This window comes from uncultured Dietzia sp. (genome assembly GCF_937873725.1).
Lineage (GTDB): Bacteria > Actinomycetota > Actinomycetes > Mycobacteriales > Mycobacteriaceae > Dietzia.
On sequence record NZ_CALMYY010000030.1, the window covers coordinates 19834 to 43442 of the forward strand.

A 23609-nucleotide genomic window follows, 5' to 3' on the forward strand; every position below is an offset into this window, starting at 1 on the left:
GTGACGGAGCCTGACGGCGTCCCTGCCCCGCTCCTGCCGCCTCCCGCGAGAACCCCCGCCACGACCGACCCGAGAGCCGACAGTGCCCCTACCCCGCAGTTTCCGTACGGTCGCGATCGCCGCGACCGTGGCCGCCGCGATGACGACAGGTGTCGCGGTGGCCTCGGCGCAACCCTCGGCCCCCGCCCCGGTGACGCCGACGGAGGTGGAGGCCGCCCCCGAGGGCGCGGTCGGCGAGGACCTCGTCGAGCTGGCCCGGCTGTCCGAGGAGGCCGGTGCGCTGGGCGAGGAGCTCCACCTCGCGCAGGCCGAACTCGACCGCGCACAGGCGGAGCGGGACAGGCGCGAGCGCGACGCCGGCGTCGCTGCCGGTCGCGCGGTGGTCGCCGACCTCGGCGCCGCGAGGGACCAGTCGCTCGTGGATCGCCTCGCGACCATGCGCTACCGCGGTGGTGATACCGGCGCCACCCGGGCCGCCGTGCTCGCGGCCAGTCCCGGCGACCTCGTGGACAGGCTCGGGACCCTCCAGCGGCTGTCGGGGGTGACCACCAGCGCACTCGACGCCTCGAGGGCCGCGTCGGTCGAGGCGGCCCGGCTCCGCGACGAGGCGGACCGGGCCTCCGAGGTCGCCGGGGAGGCGGCTCGGGAGGCCAGGGATCGCGCCGACGAACTCGATCGCCGCTCGGGGGAGATGAGGCTGCGCATCGACGAGGTGCGGCGCCGGGTGGACGCGCTCTCGGAGGCCCAGCGGGCCGTGTGGGCAGGGGGACCGGTCATGCCCCCCGGCTATGTCGCCCCGCCGATCGACGGCGTCAACTCCGCCGCGCTCAACGTCGCGCTCTCCCGGCTCGGCGCCCCCTACTCGTGGGGGGCCACGGGCCCCTCCGAGTTCGACTGCTCCGGGCTCATGGTCTGGTCGTACGCCCAGGAGGGTAAGGCGCTCCCGCGGTCGAGCCAGGCGCAGGCCGCCTCCGGGGCGCCGGTCGCGATGGCGGACGTCCAGCCCGGTGATCTGGTCATCTACTATCCGGGCGCGACGCATGTCGGGATGTACGCCGGAGACGGACTGGTCCTCCACGCGCCGACGTACGGCGTCCCCGTCAAGCTGGAGAAGGTCGACGCGATGCCGATCAGCGGCATCCGCCGATACTGAGCACGGCAGGCGGTCCGGGCGTCGCCGGGGCTCTGTGGCAGTCTCGGATGCGATGACGAGGACGCTACTGATCACGAACGACTACCCCCCGCGGCCCGGGGGCATCCAGTCGTACCTGGAGACCTACCTGGCGCACTTCGATCCCGAGGACGTCGCGGTGCTCGCGTCGACGTTCCGCGGGGCCGAGTCGGTCGAGTACGACGCGACCCGCCCGTACCTGGTGGAGCGGGTTCCGACGGAGATGCTGCTCCCCACCCCCGACCTGGCGGCGCGGGCGAGGAGGCTGGCCTCGGACTTCGGGGCGAGCACCATCTGGTTCGGAGCCGCTGCGCCCCTCGCCGCGATGGCCCCCGTCCTCCGGAGCGGTCCGGTCGATCGGATCGTCGCGAGCACCCACGGGCACGAGGTGGGCTGGTCGATGCTCCCGGGATCCCGGCAGGTGCTGAGGTTGATCGGGGAGTCGACGGATGCCGTCACCTACGTCAGCGACTACACGAGGCGTCGCGTCGCGGCCGCGTTCGGCCCGCACGCCCGCCTGGTCCACCAGCCGGGAGGGGTCGACACGGAACGGTTCCGTCCGGATCCCGTCCGGAGGAAGGCGATCCGTGAGCGCTACGGGGTCACCGGCAGGGAGGTGATCGTCTGTCTGTCCCGACTCGTGCCGCGCAAGGGCCAGGACGCGCTCATCCGGGCGCTGCCGGAGATCGCCCGCCGGGCGCCCGGGGCGGTCCTCGTCGTCGTCGGGGGTGGTCCCTACCGACGGACGCTGGAGGGGTTGGCGCGCCGACACGGCGTGGCCGACCGGGTGATCTTCACCGGTCGCGTCCCGGCGTACGAGATCGTCGACCACCACCGGATGGCGGACGTGTTCGCGATGCCGTGCCGCACCAGGGGAGCGGGGCTCGACGTGGAGGGGCTGGGAATCGTCTACCTCGAGGCCTCGGCGTGCGGGGTGCCGGTGGTCGCGGGTCGCAGCGGCGGCGCCCCGGAGACCGTCCTGGACGGGCGGACCGGGCTGGTGGTGGACGGTACCTCCGACGGCGAGATCGCCGAGGCCGTGGCCGGCCTGCTCACGGACCGGCCCCGGGCGTCGGCGATGGGCGTCCGGGGCCGAACCTGGGTTCTTGAACGCTGGCGCTGGGAGGACCTGGCGCGAGACATGGAACGCGTGCTCTCAGGCGACTGACCGCGGCCTGACATGGTCAGGCCGCGGCCGGGTCGCCGGGCCGGCACCGATCAGGAGTAGAGGTCCTCGATCTGCGCCGCGTACTTCTGGTGGACCACGTTCCGCTTGACCTTCAGCGAGGCCGTGAGCTCGCCGGTCTCCTCGGAGAACTGGTCGGGCAGCACGTGGTACTTCTTGATGGCCTCGGAGTGGGAAACGGTCCTGTTGGCACGGACCAACGCCTGGTCGAGGTGCTCGATCATGTCCGCGTCCCGGAGGAGCTCGTAGAGCGAACCGGTCTTCTCGTGGTACTGCTTCCAGCGCTCGAGGGCCTCCGGATCAAGCGTGAGCAGGACCGAGATGAACGGCTTGCCGTCACCCACGCACACGGCCTCGGACACGAGCGGGTCGGCCCGGAGCGCGTCCTCGAGCTGGTTCGGGGCGACGTTCTTGCCGCCCGCCGTCACGATGATCTCCTTCTTGCGGCCGGTGATGGTGAGGTAGCCGTCCTCGTCCAGTGATCCCAGATCCCCGGTCCGGAACCAGCCGTCGGAGAACGCCTCGGCGGTGGCCGTCTCGTTGCGCCAGTACCCGGAGGTCACGACAGGACCGTTGACCTCGACCTCGCCGTCCGTGGCGATACGCACGGCACAGCCGGGCAGTGGCTGCCCGACGGATCCGATGCGCATCTGCGTGGGGGTGTTGACGGTGATCGCGGCGCAGGTCTCGGTGAGGCCGTAGCCCTCGAAGATGTTGACCCCGATGCCGTCGAAGAAGTGGGTGAGACGCTCGCCCAGGGGTGCGCCGCCCGAGATGGCGATCTCGCAGCGTCCGCCGAGCGCCGCGACGAGCTTGGAGTAGACGAGCTTGGAGAACAGCGCGTGGCGGAGCTTGAGCAGTGGCCCGACCCGGCCGCCCCGGTTGGCCTTGGAGTAGGCGACCGCGGTGTCGGTGGCCTTGTCGAACATCCACGCCTTGAACGTGCCGCCGTCCTGCGCCGTCGCCTGCGCCTTGTCGAACACCTTCTGGAACACGCGCGGGACGGCGAGGATGTAGTGCGGCCGCATCTCGGAGAAAGTGCCGACGAGGTTCGACAAATCGGACGAGTGGGCGATGCGGACCCCGGCGTGGAATCCCGCATAGGTGATGGCGCGGGCCAGGACGTGCGCCAGCGGCAGGAACATGACCGTGGTCGCGTCCGCGCGCAGGTACTGGTTGAACGGGGTCTCGAGGATCGCGAGGGTCTCGGACATGAAGTTGCGGTGGGTGAGCATGCAGCCCTTGGGCCGTCCCGTGGTCCCCGAGGTGTAGATCAGGGTCGCGGGGGAATCGGCGGTCACCGCCGCGCGACGCTCGGCGAGCACTCCCGCGTCGACTCCGGCCCCGGCGGTCGAGAGCAGCTCGACGGCGGGGGAGTCGCCCTCGATCGCGAGGATGTCGGGCGCGGTGTCCAGTCCGCTGGTGCCCTCGCCGGCGGTGGCGGCGTGGGCGGCGGTCTCCACGATGATGAGCCTGGCGCCCGAGTCCTCCATGATCCAGCGGATCTGCTCGGAGGACGAACTGTCGTAGACCGGCACGGTCACCGCTCCGGCGGCCCAGATGGCGAAGTCGATGACGTTCCACTCGTACCGGGTGGAGCACAGGAGGGCGACACGATCGCCGGCCTCGATCCCCCGGGCCACCAGACCGCGGGCGACGGCGCGGACCGAGTCGGCGAACTCGCGGTTGGTCACGTCCGTCCACCGTCCGTCCACCGGGCGCTGGAAGGCGACGTTGTCCGGCGTCTGCTCCGCGCGGTCGTAGGCCGCCTGGGCACACGACCAGTCGTCGGGGACGGTGAATGTTGCGGGGGCGGCGACATATTCGCGCACTGCGGTCCTCCTGGTGGAGACGTTCGATGGTAAAAAGATGAGAACACCCTATCCCCGGGCGGGTCGCACGGCCACGCCGCCTGCCGCCGGACGCCGGACCGAGGACGCATCCGGGGTGCAGATGTGTGAAGCTTGGGGGCATGAGCGAGGACATCGGTGCCCCGGGGGTCTGGCCCACCAGGGACTCCACGATCATCTCGGCGAACGTCGAGGACGTCATGGCCGTCATCTCCGACTTCGCCGCCTACCCGGAGTGGTCCGCGTCGATCCGGGAGGCGGAGGTCCTCTCCCACGGACTCGACGGCCGGCCGGACCGGGTCCGGTTCACCCTGGACGCCGGCGCGATCGTCGACGAGTACGTGCTCGCCTACTCCTGGTCCGCAGACGACAGGAGCCTCGAGTGGCGATTGGAGAGCTCGACGCTCCAGCGATCCCAGACGGGCGCGTATCACCTCGAGCCGGTGGAGGACGGCACCAGGGTGGACTACCAGCTGGAGCTCGAGCTGGCCGTCCCGGTGATCGGCAGACTGCGCAGTCGCGCCGAGCGCCGGATCCTCTCCGAGGCGCTGAGCGAACTCAAACGCCGGGTCGAGTCGCGGTGACCGAGGCGAGATTCGTCACCGTCCTGGGGGGCGGACCGGCGGATCGTTCCGAGGCCACCGCCGGAATCCTCCTCGGCTCCGGCGGGACGGCCCTGGTCCTCACCGGCGACACCACCGCGGTCGATCCGCGCCTGGACACCAGCGAGGACGGACCCGTGGAGGTCCGCGCAGACGACCCGGTGGCCAGGCTGGAGGCGTACCGCTCGGGGGCGTCGGATCCCGCAGACGCGGTGCTCGCGGCGCTGGCCAGCGGTAGCGATTCCCCCCTCGCGACGGTTCTCGGATGGGAGTACGCGCGCAGGGCGGCCGCGGCGGGGGTCTGGGACACGGTGGTGGTGGAACTCGACGGCGACCTCGCCGGGGTTCGCAAGATCGCGGCCGCGGGGGAGCTGGCGACGTTCGTCGAGACGCTCTGGCCCGCCCACGTCCGCTTCGCGTCGATGGCCGCCGGTGATCGCGCGGACACCCGGGTTCGGGAGGCGCACCGGCTGGCTCTCCTCGCCGCGGACGTCTCCGCGTTCCTCGCCGGACCGATCGAGGTGGTGGTGGCCGGACGCTCGCCACGCCGGACCGCGGCGCTGGCGGCCCTGGCCCGGGGTGCGGTGTCCCCGACCGTGACGGAGGACGGCAGGGGCGGGTACCGGGTGGAGTACCCGGTCCCCGCTGCTCCGACGTCGCCGCCGTCGGTGGAGGGCGACGGATTGCGACTGGAGCTCGACGGCTTCCGGGCGGTGGTGCCGCTGCCCGCGCTGCTGTCCAGGTGCGTCCTCGTGGACTCGGGCTTCGACGCCGCCGCGGGCGCCGTGGTGGCGGACTTCGTCCCGGATCCGGATCTCTGGCCGCCGAATCTCGTACCGGCGGGATTCGCCGATCGCGCCGGGTAGTATCCGGACTCGTCCACCCCCCAACGACACGAGGACCGGTGACCACGTTGCTGTACTGGTTGTTCAAGTACGTGCTGATCGGGCCCTTCCTGAGGGCGACCGGCAGGCCGGTCATCTCCGGGCGGGAGAACTTCCCGGCCTCGGGTGCCGCGCTGCTGGTCGGCAACCACGAATCGGTCGCGGACTGGCTGTTCACCCCGCTGCTGCTGCCCCGCAGGGTCACCTTCCTGGCCAAGAGCGACTACTTCACCGGTACGGGTGTCCGGGGGATGCTCAGCAGGTGGTTCTTCGCGGGATCCGGGCAGTACCCGATCGACCGCACCAACGCCGACGCCGCCCAGGCCGCGCTGAACGCGGGCATGGAGGTCCTCGGTTCGGGTCAGATCCTGTGCATCTACCCGGAGGGCACCCGCTCCCCGGACGGCAGGCTCTTCCGCGGCAAGACCGGGCCCGCCCGCCTGGCGCTGCGCGCCGGGGTCCCGATCATCCCCGTCGGGGTGAAGGGCACCAACGAGTACATCCGCAGTATCAGCAGGCTCCGCCGCCCCGATCGGGTCCAGGTGATCATCGGGGAGCCGCTCGACCTCACTCCGTGGGCGGGCCGCGAGGGCGACCGGGCTGCCGAGCGCGAGGTCACCGACGAGTTCATGCGCCGCATCCAGGCCCTGACCGGCCAGGACTACGTCGAGGACACGTACGGCGCGGATATGAAGAAGCGCTACGAGGCCGTCCTGAGGTCCGGGCACAACCTTCTCGACCAGCCGGTCGAGGGGCAGCGCTGACCCGGGTGCGGTACTTCTACGACTGCGAGTTCATCGAGGACGGCACCACCATCGAGTTGATCTCGGTGGGGGTCGTCGCCGAGGACGGGCGGGAGTTCTACGCGGTCTCCACCGAATTCGACCCCGGGTCCGCCGGGCCGTGGGTCCGACGGAACGTGCTGCCCAAGCTGCCCAATCCCTCCTCCGCCGCCTGGATGTCACGGACCGGGATCAGGGACGGGCTCTACGACTTCGTCACCGCGCCGATGTCGGGCTCGGTCGACCTGTGGGCGTGGATCGGGGCCTACGACCACGTGGCGGTGTGCCAGCTCTGGGGGGACATGACCGAGCTCCCGCCCGCGATGCCGAGGTTCACCCGCGACGTCCGTCAGTTGTGGGAGATGGCGGGCGAGCCGGAGCTTCCCCCGCATCCGGGAGGCGCCCACGACGCCCTCGGCGACGCCCGCCACGCCATGATGAGGTTCCGCGCGATCGCGTCCAGGGCACCCCACCTCGGACTCTGAGGTCGTCGGCGCCCGCGGTCACGTATCCTCGCGGGGTGAGCAACTGGACAGTCGACGTCGACATCGCGCAGCTACCCGAACTCCCCCCGCTCTCCGCGGACCTCGATCGGTTGCTGGCCGACGCCCTCTCGCGGCCCGCCCTGCAGCAGCCGTCGTGGGATCCGGAGCACGCCGCGGCCATGCGCAGGGTCCTCGAGAGCGTGCCGCCGATCTGTGTGGCGTCCGAGGTCGAACACCTCTCGGACAAGCTGGCGGAGGTCGCGCACGGTCGGGCGTTCCTCCTCCAGGGCGGGGACTGCGCGGAGACGTTCGAGGCCAACACCGAGCCGCACATCAAGGGCGTCATCCGGACGCTGCTGCAGATGTCCGTCGTCCTGACCTACGGCGCGTCGATGCCCGTGGTCAAGGTCGGCCGGATCGCCGGCCAGTACGCCAAGCCTCGCTCCGCCGACCGCGACGGGACCGGCCTGCTGTCCTACCGCGGTGACATGGTCAACAGCCTCGAGTCCGACGACGCGGCACGTCAGCACGACGCGTCCCGCCTCGTCCGCGCCTACGCCAACGCGGCCGCCGCCATGAACCTCGTCCGGTCTCTGACCGCATCGGGGACGGCGGACCTGCACCGCGTCCACGAATGGAACATGGAGTTCGTGGCCGGGTCGCCCGCCGGCGCGCGGTACGAGGCGCTGGCCGCCGAGGTCGACCGCGGTCTGCGGTTCATGGACGCGTGCGGGGTCTCCGACGTGAACCTGCGCTCCGCGGACATCTTCTCGTCCCACGAGGCGCTGGTCCTGGACTACGAGCGGGCCATGCTCCGCCTGGCCGACGACGGGACGGGGCTGACCGGCGACGCCGAGCAGGGCCTGTACGACCTGTCCGCCCACTTCCTGTGGATCGGGGAGCGTACCCGTGGGATCGACGACGCCCACGTCGCGTTCGCCTCCCTCATCGAGAATCCCATCGGGTTGAAGATCGGGCCCTCGACCACCCCGGAACTCGCCGTGGAGTACGTCGAGAAGCTCGATCCGCGCAACCGTCCGGGTCGCCTGACGCTCGTCTCGCGGATGGGCAACGACAAGGTGCGGGACGCACTCCCGCCGATCGTCCAGGCCGTCGAGGCCTCGGGTCACAAGGTCATCTGGCAGTGCGACCCCATGCACGGCAACACCCATTCCACGTCGAACGGATACAAGACCCGGCACTTCGACCGGATCATCGACGAGGTGCAGGGCTTCTTCGAGGTCCACCACGCCCTCGGCTCCCACCCGGGCGGAATCCACATCGAGCTCACGGGCGAGGACGTGACCGAGTGTCTCGGAGGCGCCCAGGACATCTCCGACCTGGACCTCGAGGGCCGGTATGAGACCGCGTGCGACCCGCGGCTCAACACACAGCAGTCGCTGGAGCTGGCCTACCTCGTGGCGGAGATGCTCCGGAACTGACCCGGGGCCGCTCCCGGTGGCTCAGCCCAGCGCGTCCAGCTCGACCTGGCTGCCCCTGGCCACCACGCGACCGGGCAGCGGGGTCTGCCCGTAGACGATCCCGCTCGCGGTCCCCGCGTCGATCGTCGACGTCAGGCCCGCGTCCTGCAGGGTGCGCTGGGCGTCGGAGGCCCGAGCGCCCAGCACCACGGGGACGGTGACGGCGTTCGACGGGACGATCCGCAGGACCGGGGACGCGGGGTCCACCCGTCGCCCCGCAGGCGGGTCGGTGCGGACCACCCGGCCGTCGGACACCTGACGGTCGGTGACCGGCGCCTCACGGACCAGGGTGAATCCGGCCCTGGTGAGAACGTCGGTGGCCTCGTCCACCGGCACGTCCCGCACGTCCGGAACCGTGAGGGCGTTGGACACCAGGAGGGTCACGCCGTCACCCCGCGCGACGTCGGCTCCGGAATCGGGGTCGGTGCCCACGGCCAGGCCGCCGTCCACCTCGCCGTCGTAGACCCTCGTGACACCGGAGACGGTCAGGCCGACTCCCTCCAGGGCCCTCCTGGCCTGCTCCTCCTCGAGCCCCGCCACGTCGGGCACCGTCACCGGCGCGGGGCCCGAACTGGTCACCATCGACACCCGGGTCCCCACGTCGACGGTCGTCCCGGAGCGGGGGTCGAGGGAGATGACCTGGCCCACGGGGACGGAGTCGGAGTACTCGGCCCCGCCACGGACCGGCTCGAGGGAGGAGTCCCGCAGCAGCCGGGAGACGGTCTCGACGTCCCGGCCGGCCCCCACCTCGGGGACGACCGGGCGACCCACGGAGACCAGGACCGCGACGGTGTCGCCGCGGGGCACCCGGGAGCCGGCGTCGGGGTCGGTTCCGACCAGACCCGAGCGGGGGACGTCGTTGCTGAAGGCGTCCCGGATGGCGGCGGTCAGCCCGACTGCGCCGACCGCCTCGGTCGCCTGGCCCACGGACATGCCCTGGACGGACGGCACGGTGACGAAGCGGCCCGAGCCCAGCCACCACCCGGCCACGGCCAGCGCGATGGCGGCGGCCAGCACGACGATGAGCCACAGCAGGCCGAGTCGCCGGCGGGGGCGGACCGGTGTCCGGTCGGGGACCGGCTCCACCTCGCTCCCGGCGTGGGAGCCCGCGGCGCCCCGGGGGAGGGGGGCCGGGGCGAGATCCGCCCGGGTCTGGACCCGCGTGGGGACCGGGCCGTCGCCCGAGGTCAGCGCCTCTCCGCTCTCGCGATCCGCCGCATCGAACTCCGATTCGCCGTCGGGGGCCGACCTGGCCGCGTTGGCACGCGCCCTGGCCCACGACGACCGCCGCGGAGCCGGGACGACGTACGGCGGGAACCGGCCGATCGCGGCCGCTCGGTCCAGGTCGTCGAGCATCTCCCCGGCGTCGGCGTAGCGGTCCTCGCGGCTGCGGCGGGTGGCGCGGAGGATCAGGTGGTCCAGGTCCTCGGCCACCGTGTCCGACTGCTCGGACGGGGCGGGGACGTCCGTCTCCAGCCGCCGGTAGGCCACCGCGATGGAGTTGTCCCCGCTGAACGGGGGCTCCCCGGTGAGCATCTCGTACGCGAGGACGCCCAGGGAGTAGAGGTCGGAGCGGGCGTCCGTGTCCGCGCCCGAGATCTGCTCGGGGGACAGGTAGGCGGCGGTGCCCATCACGACGCTGCGGGAGGTCGCCCGGGATTCGGCCACGGCCCGCACCAGTCCGAAGTCGGCGAGCTTGACCGCCCCGGTGGTGGAGATGAGGACGTTCTCCGGCTTGATGTCGCGGTGGACCAGGCCGGCCTCGTGGGCCTCCCGGAGCGCGCCGAGGAGGGGGCGCAGCACCGCGGCCGCGGCGTACGGGGGCATCGGGCCGCGCTCGTCCAGCAGTTCCCGGAGCGTGCCACCGGGGACCAGTTCCATCACGAGGAACGCGAAGTCGCCCTCGACGCCCTGGTCGAAGACCTGGACGATGCCGGGGTCGGAGAGGCGGGCCGCCGAGCGCGCCTCGAGGGTGAACCGGTCGACGAACGCCCTGTCCCCGGCGAGGGTCGGGTCCAGTAGTTTGACGGCGACGTGGCGGTCCAGCCGCTCGTCGGTGGCCAGGTGGACGATCGACATCCCGCCGCGGGCGATCACGGCGTCCAGCCGGTATCGCCCGTCGAGCAGGGCGCCCGGCCCCGGTAACTGCCCGTCGTTGATGCTCATGGACCCTATTCTGCCCCTCCCGTCCCGAAACCGGTGCGTGACGGGCGGCGCGGCCGGTGGTGATGACCGGCGCGGGCCGTGGGACTACGGTGGTGGGGGTGAGTACCGTTCCCCACTGCGATGACGTCCTGCCCGCCGACGTCCAGACGATCAATCTCCCCGAGGTGTCCGAGCGACTGGGCATCCCGGTCACCCGCGTCCACGACCTCCTCCGCGAGGGGGTGCTGCTCGCCGTGCGCCGCTCCGGTGTCGTGGCGGTCCCCGCGGTCTTCCTCGACGGGGACGAGGTGGCGCGGTTCCTGCCCGGACTCGTCTCGGTCCTCCGGGACGGCGGGTACCTCGACGAGGAGATCCTCCGGTGGCTCTTCACGGAGGACGACAGCCTCCCGGGCCGTCCCGCGGAGGCGCTCCACGGGCACCGGGCCCGCGAGGTGGTCCGGCGCGCGCAGGCGATGGGGTTCTAGCCCTCGGCGGTCGCCCGCCACCACCACCAGCCGGTGGCCAGCGATGCGACCACGGCGATCCCCGTGACCACGGGACTGTAGAGGCTCGTCGACCCGTTGGGTCCGATGGCCATGACCAGGAACACGACGACCGCCACGGCCACCGTGGTGGCCCGCCGGCCGGGGCGGGCCAGCACCCAGAACGCGGCCACCCACAAGTGGTACCAGGGCCAGGCCAGCGAGTTGAGTACGACAAAGGCCAGCAGCGCCAGCATGATGCCGCGGACCGCCGTGAGTCGATCCCGCCGATGGCACCACCACACGGCGACGAGCGTCGCGGCCAGCAGTACCTGTCCGATCCGGCGGGTCACGGCGAGGACGTCCTCGAAGCCGGGGGAGTCCGTGACGGCGTGGATGAGGTGGGCCGCCGCGGTGGGGGCGCTGAGGTAGTTGATCACCCGGTCCGACACGGAGATCGCGTTGAGCCACCCGAGCCCCGTGCCCGAGGCGAGGGTGGCCAGGGCGAACACGGCGCCCGCGGCCGCGGCGGCGACGGCCGTGTCACCGAGCGCGCGGATCGCCGGCCGCGTCACGGCCCGGTCCCGCCGGCGCGCGTCCAGGGCGATCCACAGCAGGAAGGGCGCCACGATCACGGCCGTCGCCTTGAACGCCACCGCGACGCCGATCGCCGCGCCGGCCCACGCGTACCGCCTGTCGAGGGTGAGCACCACCGCGCCCAGGCACGCGACGAGCGGGAAGATCTCGTTGTGCAGGCCGCCGGCCAGGTGGATCACCGACAGCGGAGACATGCACGCCATCCACACCGCCGCGCCCGGGTGGACACCGGTCCGGCGTGCGGCCGTCACCACCAGCGCGACCAGGGCGCCGAGCGCGGCGAACACGGCCAGCCTGAGGAGGAGGACGCCCACGCCCGGGTGCCCCCCGGACAGTGCCACGAGGATCCGCATCGCCAGCAGGTGGAGGGGCCCGTACGGCGTCGCCGTGGACTGCCAGTCCGGGCTGACCTCCACCGAGAAGGCCCCGGGGTTCGCCTCCGGGCCGAACTCGTACGGGTCGACCCCGGCCGCGGTCATGGCCCCCTGCGCGAGATACGACCAGGCGTCGCGGCTGAAGAGCGGGACGGCGGGCAGGAGGGGGAGCGACCACAGCGCGGTGGCCCAGACCGCGTCCCGGGTGGCCAGTCGGCCGGACACCGCCCGCGGGCCCAGCGCCAGCCAGGCCGTGACCAGCAGGACCACGCCGGTCCAGGTGAGCGCCAGCGCCAGGATCTCGCCGTGGCCGAAGGCGAAGCCGATCAGGCCAACCCGGGCGGCCGGGCCACCGTCCACGGGCAGCGCGCCGGTACCGAACCCCCCGAGGGTGAGCAGGACCGACCCCAGGACCCCGCGCAGCAGTGCGGGACCCGAGGGGCCGGTCAGGGCGGTGCGGGCCGAGGCGGTGAGGGAGGTGGTCGCCGTGACGACGCGGGACGACGACGACGAGGCCGACGCCGCCGTCCCGGCGTCCGGAGCAGGGGCCGGGGTCACCCTCAGGCCTGTCGACGGGTGGCGGCCTCGGCCAGCGCGCGCAGGGTGATCCGGCCGTGATCGCTGATCGCCTCGGAGGAGACGGCGTCGAGGGCCCGCACAGTGAGGGTGTCGATCTCCGCCTCGACCGAGGCGACCGCGCCGGAGTCGACGAGCACCCGGCGGGCCCTCTCGAGCGCGGCGGCGTCGAGGTCCGTCCCGGTCACCGAGAGCAGGAAGTCGGCGTCGTCGGCCGAGGCCAGCGCGACCCCGCGGGCCAGCAGCAGGGTGCGCTTGCCCTCCCTCAGGTCGTCACCGGACGGCTTGCCCGTCACCTCGGGGTCCCCGTAGACCCCCAGCATGTCGTCCCGGAGCTGGAACGCCTGGCCGATCGCGACGCCGAACTCCCGGAGGGCCGACACGGTGTCGGCTCCCGCGCCGGCGAGTGCGGCCCCGATGTGAAGAGGGCGCTCGACGGTGTAGGCGGCGGTCTTGAATCGGTTGACGCGAGCGGGTGTCGCCTCGTCGGTGGCACCCGAGGCCTCGGCGAGGATGTCGAGCATCTGACCGGCCAGGACCTCGGTCTTCATGGCGTACCAGGGCCCGAGGGACCGCGCGAGCGCGGCGGGATCGGCGCCGGAGGTCACGAACATCTCGTCCGCCCAGGTCAGGGCGAGGTCCCCGACCAGGATCGCTTGCGAGACGCCGTACCTGCCGGCGTCTCCGCCCCAGCCCTCCGCGCGGTGGACGGCCTCGATCGAGCGGTGCACGGTCGGGTGGCCGCGCCGGGTGTCCGAGGCGTCCACGATGTCGTCGTGGATCAGGGCGCAGGCCTGGATGAGCTCGAGCGCGGCGCAGGCGGTGATGATGTGGTCCGGCACGACCGCGTCCGCGGGGCTCGCCGCGGACCAGCCCGCCAGCGCGAACCGCGGCCGCAGGCGCTTGCCGCCGCCCAGGACGAAGTCCGAGAGCAGACCCGCCAGGCGGTCCACCCGATCGTCGACCCCGGCCACGATCCCGCGACGCTGGTCGAGATGGCGACGGAGCGAATCGAGAATCCGATCCGCGTCGTCCGGTCGAGTCGACGTGACCACGGCCACCATCCCTTCCGGGCGTCCGTCCGGGCGCCCTCGCCCCTGCGATCCTAGTCGCCGGGCGGAGGTCGGCACGGGTGCGTGTCGGGCTACCCTGATCCGGTGACCCAGCTACCCGACCCCGGCCCCACGGGCGGCGAGCGCCACCCGAGCATCGTCGATCGGATCGCCGCGTCGACCACCCCGAGGGTGCCGTTCTCAGTGGAGTTCTACCCGCCCCGCGACGAGGCCGCCGAGGAGCGTCTCTGGCGCGCGGCGTCCGTGTTCTCCGAGCTCGGAGCGGCGTTCGTCTCCGTCACGTACGGGGCCGGCGGGTCCACCCGCGACCGCACCGTCAAGGTGGTGGAACGGGTGGTCCGGGAAACCGATCTGCTGCCGATCGCCCATCTCACCGCGGTGGGCCACACCGTCGCTGAGCTGCGCGAGATGATCCAGCTGTACGCCGACGTCGGCGTCTCCAACATCCTCGCGCTCCGCGGCGACCCGCCGGGGGACCCGTTGGGGGACTGGACGCCGCATCCCGACGGCCTGCACTACGCGGAGGAGCTCGTCCGGCTGATCCACGAGGTCGGCGACTTCCACGTGGGTGTCGCCTCGTTCCCGGAGGGGCACTACCGGGCGCGCGATCTGGACCATGACACGGAGGTCCTCACCACCAAGCTGCGCGCGGGGGCCGAGTACTCGATCACCCAGATGTTCTGGGACGTCGAGCACTACCTCCGGTTGCGGGACCGGGTGGCGGCCGTCGACGCCGAGCAGGCCGCCAAGCCGATCATCCCGGGTCTCATGCCCGTCACGAGCCTGCGCCAGGTCCGCAGGATGGTGGAACTGTCCGGGTGCGAGCTGCCCGCCGGGTTGTCCGAGCGACTGCGCAGGGCGGCGGGGGACGGGCCGGAGGAGAACCGGGCGGCGGTGCGCGAGGTGGGCATCGGGTTCGCCACGCAACTCTGCGAGCGGTTGATCGCCGAGGGCGTGCCCTGCCTGCACTTCAACACCCTGAACTTCTCCCGTGCGACCCACGAGGTCCTGACCAACCTGTCGATGGTCCCCTCGACAGGCGTGGGGGCGGCCAGGTCCTGACGCGGTCGGCCGGATCGGCGACCGGCCCGCGCGCCTCGGGTCAGCGCACCAATCGGTCGGCGCGTGCGCGCGAGGTCCGCGCCGCCAGGATCGTGCCGATCGAGACGACCAGCGCCGCACCGATCCCCACGATCATCCACACCGCGAACCCGCGTGCCGCCGGGTCCGGATAGGACGACGACGCCTGCATCCGGGTGATCGAGCCCGGCGCGGGACTCCAGCTCACGGAGTTGCGCGCGCCGATCGTCCCGTTGGTCTCGCTGATCCGGTTGGGGAAGGTCAGGTCGACCCGGGTGGTGGCGGTCTGGGCGCGGTCCGCCGGGATCCCGGAGAGGTCCACCGAGCCGCTGAAGGACACCGTGTCCCCGCTGCGGCGGAACCCCAGGCTGTACGGCCGGGCGCCCTCGATGTCGATCGCCAGGGACAACGCGTCCACCTCGGCGAAGGTCAGCTGGGTGAAGTAGATCTCCTTGCCGCGGAAGCCGTCGGCGGAGTACTCGGTGATGCGGACCTTCTGTTCCAGGCCGGAGGGGGTGGAGAGTCGGTCCAGCGCGGCGGCCTGGGCCGGTTGGTCCCCGGCCACGAGGATCCGGCCGGAGATGGTGTCGTCCTTGCGCACGCTCATCTGGGCGTTGAGCTGCAGGCACCCGGTGAGGACGAACATCATCGTGACGAGGGCGGCCACACCCGCGAGTCGGCGCGGCACACGGGCGGTGCCGCCGGACGCGGAGGCGGTCGGGGTGGGGCTCGGCTCTGTCACGGTCGTCATTGTGCCCGCGTACGCCGCCGGTGCCGAGTCGACGTGCCGAGCCGACGACCGACGAGGCGGGCGACGGTCCGGCCGCTGGTGCCGATGACGCCCCCGCCGGGGTGGGTCGACGCGCCCGCGAGGAAGACCCCCTCGGCCCCGGGGACGGTGTGCCCGGCCAGGTCCGGGTGGGGACGCATGGGCAGCATCTGGTCCAGCGACATCTCCACGTGCATCACGTTGCCGCCGATCAACCCCAGTTCCGTCTCCAGGTCCTCGGGGGTCTGGACGTGGCGGTGGACGATCGAGTCGGTCAGTCCCGGGGCGAAGCGTTCCGCCGCCGCGATGATCCGGTCCGCCTCCTCCGGACCCGCCTCGGACCAGCTCCGGCCGTCGGCCAGGTTCCGGGGGTGCCACTGCGACCACAGGGTCAGTTCGTGTCGTCCCGAGGGTGCCAGCGTCGGGTCGAGCGCGCTGAAGCTCATGGCCAGGACGGCGGGGTCGGCGTCTAGCCCGCCGGCGGCGGCCACCCCGTGGCGACGGTCCAGGATCCGACGGTCGGTGACGAGGAGTTGGAGCCCGTGCGCGCTGGTGGAGGGGTCCACGCCCGGGTAGCGGGGCAGGTCGGTGGTCCCGAGCCTCACCACCATCCCCAACCCGAACCCGGGGCGGATCCGACGGCGCCAGGCATCGAGACGACCCGCCGGGAGCTCGTGGGAAAGAAGGTCCAGGGTGGTGTGGACGTGGCAGGCCGCGATGACGGCCGAGCAGTACAGCGCCCTCCCGTCCACCGTGTCGACACGCCATCCCCCGCCGGATCGACGGATCGCGGTCGCACCCGCCCCCGCCGTGACCGAGCCGCCGTTCGAGCGGACGACGGACACGAGTGCCTCGGCGAGCGCCCCCGACCCCCCGACGGCGCGGCCGGGGGGGATGCGGTGCATGAGGGCGGCGAACCCGATCATCGGTGCCGTGGCCGGGTGGGACATGGGCGGCCCGGACTGGGCCCCGAACCAGGACAGCGCGGCCTTGAGCCGCTCCGAGGCGAAGGTGGCGTCGAGGAGCGCGTCACCGGAGGACAGGAAGGTCTGGACGGCCCCGAAGGGGTCCCGGAGGTCGTCCGCCCCGAGGAACGCCGAGCCCAGCCCCGCGGCCGTGGGTCGGACCCCGAATCCCTTCATCATGCGGCCGGCCAGGACGTCCCACCGGTGGACGAAGCTCCGGTAGGCGTCCGCATCGGCCTTCCCGCAGGCCGCGGCGATGCTCGCGCAGGTGGCCTCGAGGTCGCGGTGGAAGACGATCGGGGGGGAGTCGCTCCCCGGTGGTGCGGGGGCGAACCCCCACGGGTCGCAGTCGATGTAGCGGAGGCCGTGGGCGGCGAGATCCAGCTCCTCGAGGATGCCGGTGTGCCGGATCATGAGGTGCGCCGACGACCCGCGATCCGTGCGATGGCCCGGGTAGCGCTCGACGGTCGACGTCGCGCCGCCGAGGACCGTGTCCTTCTCGACCACGTGCACGTCGAGCCCCCACCGCGAGAGGTAGGCGGCGGAGATCAGGCCGTTGTGTCCGGACCCGATCACCACGACGTCAGGACGGTTGCTCACGCGGACCTCCGGGCTCGGTGAGTGGGAGCGGTCGCGACAGGACGGCGAACGGCCGCGGGTCGCCCTCGAACCTGTACGACCGGAGCACGTCCGTGAAGTCCATCGACCGGTACAGGCGCCAGGCCCCGTTGGACTCGTCGTCGACCTCCGGGGTCGAGAGGAGGACGCTCCGTTCGGGTCGCCCGGAGAGGAACTCCCGGAGCAGGGCGGTGCCGATACCGCGCCCCTGATACCTGGGGGAGACGTGGAGCTCCGTGAGTTCGACGTAGTCGGCGGGCAACTCCCGGTCCTGCTCGCGTAGCCCCTGCGACACCTGCTCGTACCACCACTGTCCGGGGCCGCCCCTGTAGCCGTAGCAGATCGCGATCAGGCGTCCGCGGGTGTGCCCGAGCAGCCGACGCCGGGGGGACTCGAACGCCGCGACGCCCGACCATCCCTCGCGGTGGCTGTGCTCCAACCACGCCGGTGCGCGCGTCCGGACCACCTGGGGCGGGTAGCCCATGGCGTCGACGTAGACGCCGAGTGCCTCGGGCAGTCGGTCACGGAAGTCCCCGGCGTCCAGCCGGGCGATCACGGTGTCCATCCACCACATCTCACCACGGACGGGCCCCGCCGACCCCGTGTTGTGTCGGACCCCGGTTATACGGTGCGGGCCAGAAGGGGAGGTGCAGCAGAGATGACAGTGAAAGTCGACGGTCGGGGTCCGGGCGGGGGTGCCCTCGGATCCCTGTCGCGGGCGGGGCGCGCCGAGGTGCTGCGCGGTCGGGCCGTGGCCGCGCACTCTCCCGCCGAGCGGTTCCTCGAGGCGTATCGCGCCGCCCGCACCGCCGCCTCGGCGCTCCTGGCCCCGGGCCCACGTCGCCGCGGGCCGTCGGACGTGTGGCACAGGCTCGCCGCGGAGGTTCCGGAAATGGGGGAATGGGCGGCCGCGTTCGGCGGGTATTCGACTCTCGCCGCCGCGGTGGAGGACGGTCTCCCTCGCACCGTGACGGCCCGGATGGCTGATGATTTCCTGTGGGCGGTCGGGCGGTTTCTCGACCTGGTCGACGAGCGGCTGGGGGTCCTGGGTCCCGCGGCGTGAGGATCCGGGAGCGGGTGCCGGGGGCGGCGGTGTCCGTCCCGCAGATCTTGGTGGTCTCCGCAGCGTTGCACTCGTATGATGGGGGGAACCCTTGACCGGTTGATCCCCCGTTGGCGGTCGACGTCATACGGCCCACTCGGCCGAGCTCGTACCCCGCGAGCGACTAGAGGAGGTCGAAGTGCCCCTGTCCGAGCACGAGCAGCGCATGCTCGACGAGATCGAGAGCGCGCTCTACGCCGACGACCCCAAGTTCGCGTCGTCCGTCCGAAAGACCCGGGCGGCCGGTCCCCGTCGACCTGCGGCCCTGGTGGTCGTGTTGGGCATCGTGGGCGTGGGCCTCCTCGTGGGTGGGCTCGCACTCAGCGGCAGGACCGGGGGCTTCCCCGTGCTCAGCCTCGTGGGCTTCCTCGTGATGTTCGCCGCGGGAGTGCTCGCGCTGCGCTCGACGCCGCCCAAGGGCGCGTCGGCGCCCGGACGGGGTGGCGGCGCGCGGGTGCCGGGTGCCGGGAAGGCGTCCCCCAAGAGCGCCGGCGGCCGGTCGTACTCGTCCCGCATGGAGGACCGGTTCCGCCGACGGTTCGAGCAGTAGCCACGTAGTCCCCGATTCCGTCCCGGGAGGGGCGAGCGCACCAGCGCTCGCCCCTTCCGCCGATTTCGGGGCCCGGTTCCGCCGCGGCGCGTCCCCGCCGGACCCTGGTGCCCCACCACGCCCCACCACCGGTCACCACTTCGCCCCACCGTCGGTGACACATGGCTCTCGATTGTGTGAAATCGTCCCAACTGACCCAGGGGAACGGTGTGATTCCGGACGTTCGGGCGGCGTGCCACGGCGTGGATCTCCAGAAACCCGCCCGCAATATGGCCTATGAACTGCATCGATGTAACTCGGTGGGGCGAAGTGGGGCACAGGCCTTGAATGTGGGGCGTTGTGGGGTACAGTGGGGGACGCAAGGAGCTCGAAGGGCCTGAACCCCAGGAGGTGGCGGGTGACCGACGCCGATCCCGTCGACTCCGGACGTGAACGAGCCTTTGTCGGGTACGGGACGCACCGTCCCAAACTCGACGACAAGGGGCGACTGACGATCCCCGCCCGATTCCGGCCAGGCCTGGCGGACGGGGTGGTCGTGTGTGGGTGGTTCACCAACACGCTCTCGGTCTTCCCGGAGGACGAGTTCGACGCGCTGGTCAGAAAGGTCCGGCCGACCGCCAACCTCAGCGAGAGGCACATGGCGTTCTTCCGGCTCCTGGTGAGCGGCGCCGAAGTCCAGCAACTCGATTCGCAGGGGCGGGTGTCCATCCCGGCGAGTCAGCGGAACTACGCCGGTCTCGACAAGGACTGCGTCGTCAACGGTCTCGGGGAGCGTCTCGAGGTCTGGAACGCCGAGGCCTGGGATCGGTACAGCGCGGAGAACCTCCCCGTGTTCTCCGAGATGGAGGGCACCTCCCTCGGGATCGAATTCTGATCCCGCGGGGGAGAGGCCGGAACGACAGCACGGCCGCCCGCGACGGACGGAGCCCCCCGGCCCCTGCCCGGCACCACCCTGACGTATTTCCCCAACGCCAGGTGGGTACCGGACGGGGACCAGGGGGCTCCACCACAACCGGGGCACCCACCACATCCGGACGCGAGGGAGGCGAGATGGCAGGAGAGCCCGACGCCGACCGCGCCGCCGCGCGAGCGGGCCACGTCCCCGTCTTCCTCGACCGCACCATCGACCTGTTCCGCCCCGTCGTCGACGCCGCCCGCGCGGAGGGGCGTCGCCCGGTCATCGTCGACGGCACGTTGGGCCTGGGCGGCCACTCCTCGCATCTCCTCGCCGAGTTCGACCACCTGAGGATCGTCGGGGTCGACCGCGACCCGGAGGCCCTCGAGATGGCCACCCGCCGCCTCACCGCCTACCGTGACCGGTTCACCCCCGTCCACGCCCGCTTCGACGACTTCGATCGGATCGTGGAGAACCTCCCCGCCGACGCCCGGGACGAGGTCGGCCCGGCGATCGACGGCGTCCTGCTCGACCTCGGGGTGTCCTCGATGCAACTCGACGTGGCCGATCGGGGGTTCGCGTACTCGGTCGATTCGCCCCTCGACATGAGGATGGACCCCACCACGGGTCCGACGGCGGCCGACATCCTGGCCGAGTACACCCGTGACGACCTCTCCCGGATCTTCCGGGTGTACGGCGAGGAGCGGTTCGCGCGCCAGATCGCCGCGGCCGTCGTGCGTCGCCGGGATCACGACCCCGTCAGGACCAGCTCGCAGCTCGTCGAGCTCCTCTACGACACCATCCCCCACGGCGCGCGACGCACCGGCGGGCACCCCGGGAAACGGGTGTTCCAGGCGCTCCGGATCGAGGTCAACGCCGAGCTCGAGGCGGTGGAGAACGCCGTCCCCGGCTATCTCGACCTCCTCCGCCGCGGCGGGCGCGCGGTGTTCATGGCCTACCACTCGCTCGAGGACAAGATCGTCAAGCGCGAGCTGACCGCCCGCACCGCCTCCCGCACCCCGGCGGGCCTGCCGGTGGAGCTGCCCGGGCACGGGCCGGAGTTCGAGTCCGTGACCCGCGGCGCGGAGAAGGCGTCACAGGCGGAGATCGACCACAACCCGCGCTCGGCCTCGGTCCGGGTGCGCTGCGTCCGGCGCATCGACGGGAGAACCCCATGACGAGAACGATCGACACGCCGGGGCGGGCCGAGGATTCGGACACCCGGACCGGGAGCCGGCCGGACGCCGTCGACGCGGCCTCCGAGCGGGTTCCGGGCGTCGTCGGATTGCGGCGCAAGCCGGTCACCCGCTCGGTTCGCGGCCGCCGCACGGTGGTGGTCCCCGCGCAACGGCTGAGTCCGGCAGACCTCGCGGGTCGAGTCCCCTTCGTCGTCGTCCTGCTCCTCCTCATCGGAACCGGCGTGGGCGGCACGCTCCTGTTGTCCGCCCAGACCACCCAGGACACCTACGACCTCAAGAACGCGCGCGACGCCAACGTCGAACTCGTCGAGCGGATGGAGGCGCTCCGGGCCTCCAACGAGCGGGCCCGGTCGGCGGAGGTCCTGGCCCAGCGCGCCGAGAAGCTGGGGATGGTCGGGGTGGCGAGCGCGCCGATCCTCACCCGGGGCTCGGACGGGGTGATCGAGGTGGTCGGGGAGCCCGACGCGAAGCTCGGCGCGCCGATCAAGCCGCTGCAGCCCGCTCCGGTAGCGTCCGGACCGTCGAGGTCCCCGGACCGGGGTCAGTTCGACGCACCGCCCGCGCAGGCCCCACAGGACCGCGCTCCGCGCGGGGTCGCACCAGTCCCGTATCCGCCCCTCGCCGGCCCACCGACACAGGTCGCGCCGCCGGCGCCGATGCCCGCTCCGATCCCGCCGGCCTCCGTGCCCCCTGCGCCCCCCGGGGCCGTGGCGCCCGAACCGCCGGCGCCCGCGCCCGAGGCGCCGCGAGTCGACGCCGCGACGCTCGCCCCGGTACCCGGCCAGCTCTTCTGACGAACCGATCCCGAAAGGCCCCTCGATGACCGATCGACGCACCCCGGGGAACGGCCCCCGGGTCCCCTCGGGGGCTCCCGGCGGTGGGCGATCGGGTCAGGGCCGTCCGCCCACCCGGTCCGGCAGGATCCGGACGGTCGGGGGGACCGACCGGCGGTTCACCTGGATGCGGTCCGCGTTCGCCGTGATCCTCGTGATCGCGCTGACCAAGCTCCTCTGGGTGCAGACCATCGGCGGAACCGAGCTCGCCGCCCGCGCCGAGAGCCAGCGACAGGTCCAGCAGGTCCTGCCCGCGGCGCGCGGATCCATCGTCGACGTCCACGGCGATCCGATCGCGTTCACCCGCGAGGCGCGGGACCTGTCCATCCAGCCACTGGTCGAGCGGCGCAACGCGGAGGCGCGGAGGGATCTGGACAGCAGGAAGCCCACCTGGGACGAGCTGGTCGACCAGATCGCCGACGAGTTCGTCGCCGTGCTCGGCGACGCGGTGGTTCGCGAGGAGGTGGAGGCCAAGCTGAGGTCCGAGGGAGGCTTCACCTATCTCGTCCGCAACGTCGACGTCACCCAGGCCAACGCGATCACGAGGAAGTTCCCCATGATCGGCGCGGAGCGGGTGGACATCCGTGAGTACCCGGGGGGAGCGCTGGCGGCCAACGTGGTCGGGGCGACCTCCAAGAGCGACGACGGCAAGCTCATCGGACTCCAGGGCGTCGAGGCGTTCTTCAACGACCAGCTCGACGGCGAGGACGGGCGTCAGACCTTCGACAGGGCCCAGGACAACACCGTCATCCCGGGCACGCTGCGGGGCGTGTCCGCCCCGCGCGACGGTGACACGATCCGGCTCACCCTCGACGCGGACCTGCAGTGGCACGTGCAGAAGGCGGTGCAGTCCGCCAAGGACTCCTCGGGCGCGCAGGCCGCCTCCGCGGTGGTACTCGACGCGGCCACCGGCGAGATCCGCGCGATGGCCAACGACAACACCTTCAACCCGGCGGTGGGCGTCGGCGCCGAGCTCGAACGCGGGGCGGACCTCGGCAACCCGGCGATCACCTCGCCGTTCGAGCCGGGATCGGTGCAGAAGATCATCACCGCGGCGGCGGCGATCGAGGCCGGGCTGACCGACCCGCACGAGGTCCACTCGGTGGACGGCAGCATAACCATGGACGGGGTCACCGTCTCGGACGCCTGGCAGCACGGGCCGACCCCGTACACCACCACCGGCATCTTCGGGAAGTCCTCCAACGTGGGCACCCTCATGCTGGCGCAGCGCGTGGGCAGGGAGTCCTTCTCCGACTACCTGGAGAGGTTCGGCCTCGGGCAACGCACGGGGGTCGAACTCGCGGGTGAGTCCGACGGACTGGTGCCCGATCTGCAGAACTGGCAGGGCGGGTCCTTCGCCAACCTCCCGATCGGCCAGGGCCTGTCCATGACCACGCTGCAGATGGCGGGCGTGTACCAGACCATCGCCAACGACGGTGTCCGCGTCCCCCCGCGGATCATCGCCGAGCGCGTGGGTCCGGACGGCGAGTCCCACCCGGCCGAGCGGCCGGAGGGCCAGCGCGTGGTGAGCGAGGAGACCGCCCGGACGGTCCGCGACATGTTCCGCGCCGTCACCCAGTCCGGACCGGGCGCGCAGTCGGGAACGGGTCCGCAGGCCGCGATCGCCGGGTACCAGATCAGCGGCAAGACCGGTACGGCCCAGCAGATCGACCCGGGGTGCTCCTGCTACTCCAACTCCCGCTACTGGATCACCTTCGCCGGCATCCTGCCCGCCGACGACCCCCGCTACGTCATCGCGATCATGCTGGACGCCCCGTCCCGCGGGGTGCTCGGTGCGTCCGCCGCGCCGCTCTTCCACGACATCGCCTCGTGGTTGATCAACCGCGACAACATCCCGCCGTCCGCCCCCGCCCCGGACCTCGTCCTGCAGGCGCAGTGACGGGCGCCGC

General features: G+C 72.3%; 22 protein-coding genes. 15 read left to right on the top strand and 7 right to left on the bottom strand.

The features are described 5' to 3' along the window. Positions 1–139 precede the first annotated feature (139 nt). Both Q0444_RS02145 and Q0444_RS02150 read left to right on the top strand, forming a co-directional pair. Positions 140–1153 carry an NlpC/P60 family protein gene (locus Q0444_RS02145; protein ID WP_291085406.1) on the top strand — a complete coding sequence of 338 codons (1014 nt, stop codon included), beginning with the start codon at positions 140–142 and terminating at the stop codon, positions 1151–1153. Between the two features lie 52 nt (positions 1154–1205). Continuing rightward, a complete protein-coding gene (locus Q0444_RS02150) occupies positions 1206–2339 on the top strand; it encodes a glycosyltransferase family 4 protein (protein ID WP_291085409.1) in 1134 nt (377 codons plus the stop codon). A 50-nt stretch (positions 2340–2389) separates the two neighbouring features. Here the strand turns inward: Q0444_RS02150 and Q0444_RS02155 are convergent, their stop codons facing one another. After that, positions 2390–4189, bottom strand: coding sequence for a long-chain fatty acid--CoA ligase (locus Q0444_RS02155; protein WP_291085412.1), 1800 nt, complete (start codon positions 4187–4189; stop codon positions 2390–2392). A gap of 140 nt (positions 4190–4329) precedes the next feature. Between Q0444_RS02155 and Q0444_RS02160 the strand changes: the two genes are divergently transcribed. The 5 genes from Q0444_RS02160 to Q0444_RS02180 are packed head-to-tail and all read left to right on the top strand — an operon-like array spanning position 4330 to position 8402. Continuing rightward, on the top strand, positions 4330–4791 hold the full coding sequence (locus Q0444_RS02160) for an SRPBCC family protein (RefSeq protein ID WP_291085415.1): 462 nt from the start codon (positions 4330–4332) through the stop codon (positions 4789–4791). Then, positions 4788–5675 (top strand): hypothetical protein, encoded by an 888-nt coding sequence (locus tag Q0444_RS02165; protein WP_291085417.1) that lies wholly within the window; start codon positions 4788–4790, stop codon positions 5673–5675. The genes Q0444_RS02160 and Q0444_RS02165 overlap by 4 nt, the downstream gene beginning before the upstream one ends. Before the next feature lie 38 nt (positions 5676–5713). Beyond that, positions 5714–6457, top strand: coding sequence for a 1-acyl-sn-glycerol-3-phosphate acyltransferase (locus tag Q0444_RS02170; RefSeq protein ID WP_299020979.1), 744 nt, complete (start codon positions 5714–5716; stop codon positions 6455–6457). 5 nt (positions 6458–6462) lie between these two features. Beyond that, positions 6463–6960, top strand: a complete 498-nt coding sequence (locus tag Q0444_RS02175) for a polyadenylate-specific 3'-exoribonuclease AS (protein WP_299020982.1) — start codon at positions 6463–6465, stop codon at positions 6958–6960. 35 nt (positions 6961–6995) lie between these two features. Then, positions 6996–8402 (top strand): class II 3-deoxy-7-phosphoheptulonate synthase, encoded by a 1407-nt coding sequence (locus Q0444_RS02180; RefSeq protein ID WP_299020985.1) that lies wholly within the window; start codon positions 6996–6998, stop codon positions 8400–8402. A 21-nt stretch (positions 8403–8423) separates the two neighbouring features. Here the strand turns inward: Q0444_RS02180 and pknB are convergent, their stop codons facing one another. After that, a complete protein-coding gene (gene pknB, locus Q0444_RS02185) occupies positions 8424–10607 on the bottom strand; it encodes a Stk1 family PASTA domain-containing Ser/Thr kinase (protein ID WP_291083975.1) in 2184 nt (727 codons plus the stop codon). 98 nt (positions 10608–10705) lie between these two features. On the opposite strand from pknB, the gene Q0444_RS02190 reads away from it, so the two are divergent. Continuing rightward, the gene (locus Q0444_RS02190; RefSeq protein WP_291083972.1) at positions 10706–11071 is read left to right on the top strand and encodes an Rv2175c family DNA-binding protein; all 366 of its coding nucleotides are present in this window, start codon (positions 10706–10708) and stop codon (positions 11069–11071) included. Here Q0444_RS02190 and mptB read toward each other — a convergent pair. Together mptB and Q0444_RS02200 are read right to left on the bottom strand one after the other, a co-directional pair. Continuing rightward, on the bottom strand, positions 11068–12597 hold the full coding sequence (gene mptB, locus Q0444_RS02195) for a polyprenol phosphomannose-dependent alpha 1,6 mannosyltransferase MptB (protein WP_299020993.1): 1530 nt from the start codon (positions 12595–12597) through the stop codon (positions 11068–11070). The two genes, Q0444_RS02190 and mptB, sit on opposite strands and share 4 nt — an antisense overlap. A gap of 2 nt (positions 12598–12599) precedes the next feature. After that, the gene (locus tag Q0444_RS02200) at positions 12600–13679 is read right to left on the bottom strand and encodes a polyprenyl synthetase family protein (protein WP_291083968.1); all 1080 of its coding nucleotides are present in this window, start codon (positions 13677–13679) and stop codon (positions 12600–12602) included. 93 nt (positions 13680–13772) lie between these two features. On the opposite strand from Q0444_RS02200, the gene metF reads away from it, so the two are divergent. Further along, on the top strand, positions 13773–14750 hold the full coding sequence (gene metF / locus Q0444_RS02205; protein ID WP_291083966.1) for a methylenetetrahydrofolate reductase [NAD(P)H]: 978 nt from the start codon (positions 13773–13775) through the stop codon (positions 14748–14750). Between the two features lie 40 nt (positions 14751–14790). On the opposite strand, the gene Q0444_RS02210 is transcribed toward metF, so the two are convergent. From Q0444_RS02210 to Q0444_RS02220, 3 genes are read right to left on the bottom strand one after another with little or no spacing between them, the layout of a single operon-like run. Then, on the bottom strand, positions 14791–15519 hold the full coding sequence (locus Q0444_RS02210; protein WP_291083964.1) for an LppM family (lipo)protein: 729 nt from the start codon (positions 15517–15519) through the stop codon (positions 14791–14793). Continuing rightward, positions 15516–17102 (bottom strand): NAD(P)/FAD-dependent oxidoreductase, encoded by a 1587-nt coding sequence (locus Q0444_RS02215; RefSeq protein ID WP_299020996.1) that lies wholly within the window; start codon positions 17100–17102, stop codon positions 15516–15518. The genes Q0444_RS02210 and Q0444_RS02215 overlap by 4 nt, the downstream gene beginning before the upstream one ends. Then, positions 17086–17685, bottom strand: coding sequence for an N-acetyltransferase (locus tag Q0444_RS02220; RefSeq protein ID WP_291083958.1), 600 nt, complete (start codon positions 17683–17685; stop codon positions 17086–17088). The genes Q0444_RS02215 and Q0444_RS02220 overlap by 17 nt, the downstream gene beginning before the upstream one ends. A 93-nt stretch (positions 17686–17778) precedes the next feature. On the opposite strand from Q0444_RS02220, the gene Q0444_RS02225 reads away from it, so the two are divergent. The 6 genes from Q0444_RS02225 (at position 17779) to Q0444_RS02250 (ending at position 23599) form a co-directional block, all read left to right on the top strand. Next, the gene (locus Q0444_RS02225; protein ID WP_291083955.1) at positions 17779–18183 is read left to right on the top strand and encodes an SAV_6107 family HEPN domain-containing protein; all 405 of its coding nucleotides are present in this window, start codon (positions 17779–17781) and stop codon (positions 18181–18183) included. 178 nt (positions 18184–18361) lie between these two features. Continuing rightward, positions 18362–18772 carry a DUF3040 domain-containing protein gene (locus Q0444_RS02230; protein ID WP_291083952.1) on the top strand — a complete coding sequence of 137 codons (411 nt, stop codon included), beginning with the start codon at positions 18362–18364 and terminating at the stop codon, positions 18770–18772. A gap of 397 nt (positions 18773–19169) precedes the next feature. Next, complete coding sequence (locus Q0444_RS02235; RefSeq protein ID WP_291083949.1) at positions 19170–19646, top strand: division/cell wall cluster transcriptional repressor MraZ; 477 nt, start codon at positions 19170–19172, stop codon at positions 19644–19646. A gap of 176 nt (positions 19647–19822) precedes the next feature. Then, the gene (gene rsmH, locus Q0444_RS02240; protein ID WP_291083946.1) at positions 19823–20845 is read left to right on the top strand and encodes a 16S rRNA (cytosine(1402)-N(4))-methyltransferase RsmH; all 1023 of its coding nucleotides are present in this window, start codon (positions 19823–19825) and stop codon (positions 20843–20845) included. Continuing rightward, complete coding sequence (locus Q0444_RS02245; protein WP_291083943.1) at positions 20842–21660, top strand: hypothetical protein; 819 nt, start codon at positions 20842–20844, stop codon at positions 21658–21660. Before rsmH ends, Q0444_RS02245 begins: the two co-directional genes overlap by 4 nt. Before the next feature lie 25 nt (positions 21661–21685). Then, positions 21686–23599 (top strand): penicillin-binding protein 2, encoded by a 1914-nt coding sequence (locus Q0444_RS02250; RefSeq protein ID WP_299021001.1) that lies wholly within the window; start codon positions 21686–21688, stop codon positions 23597–23599. Positions 23600–23609: the final 10 nt, after the last annotated feature.

Bases quoted from the DNA above. Each gene is read 5' to 3' on its own strand.
- Q0444_RS02245 (WP_291083943.1), top strand. From the start codon at position 20,842: ATGACGAGAACGATCGACACGCCGGGGCGGGCCGAGGATTCGGACACC.
- Q0444_RS02220 (WP_291083958.1), bottom strand. From the start codon at position 17,685: ATGGACACCGTGATCGCCCGGCTGGACGCCGGGGACTTCCGTGACCGA.
- Q0444_RS02150 (WP_291085409.1), top strand. From the start codon at position 1,206: ATGACGAGGACGCTACTGATCACGAACGACTACCCCCCGCGGCCCGGG.
- Q0444_RS02210 (WP_291083964.1), bottom strand. From the start codon at position 15,519: ATGACGACCGTGACAGAGCCGAGCCCCACCCCGACCGCCTCCGCGTCC.
- Q0444_RS02200 (WP_291083968.1), bottom strand. From the start codon at position 13,679: ATGGTGGCCGTGGTCACGTCGACTCGACCGGACGACGCGGATCGGATT.
- rsmH (WP_291083946.1), top strand. From the start codon at position 19,823: ATGGCAGGAGAGCCCGACGCCGACCGCGCCGCCGCGCGAGCGGGCCAC.
- Q0444_RS02145 (WP_291085406.1), top strand. From the start codon at position 140: ATGACGACAGGTGTCGCGGTGGCCTCGGCGCAACCCTCGGCCCCCGCC.
- Q0444_RS02160 (WP_291085415.1), top strand. From the start codon at position 4,330: ATGAGCGAGGACATCGGTGCCCCGGGGGTCTGGCCCACCAGGGACTCC.
- Q0444_RS02250 (WP_299021001.1), top strand. From the start codon at position 21,686: ATGACCGATCGACGCACCCCGGGGAACGGCCCCCGGGTCCCCTCGGGG.
- Q0444_RS02225 (WP_291083955.1), top strand. From the start codon at position 17,779: ATGACAGTGAAAGTCGACGGTCGGGGTCCGGGCGGGGGTGCCCTCGGA.
- pknB (WP_291083975.1), bottom strand. From the start codon at position 10,607: ATGAGCATCAACGACGGGCAGTTACCGGGGCCGGGCGCCCTGCTCGAC.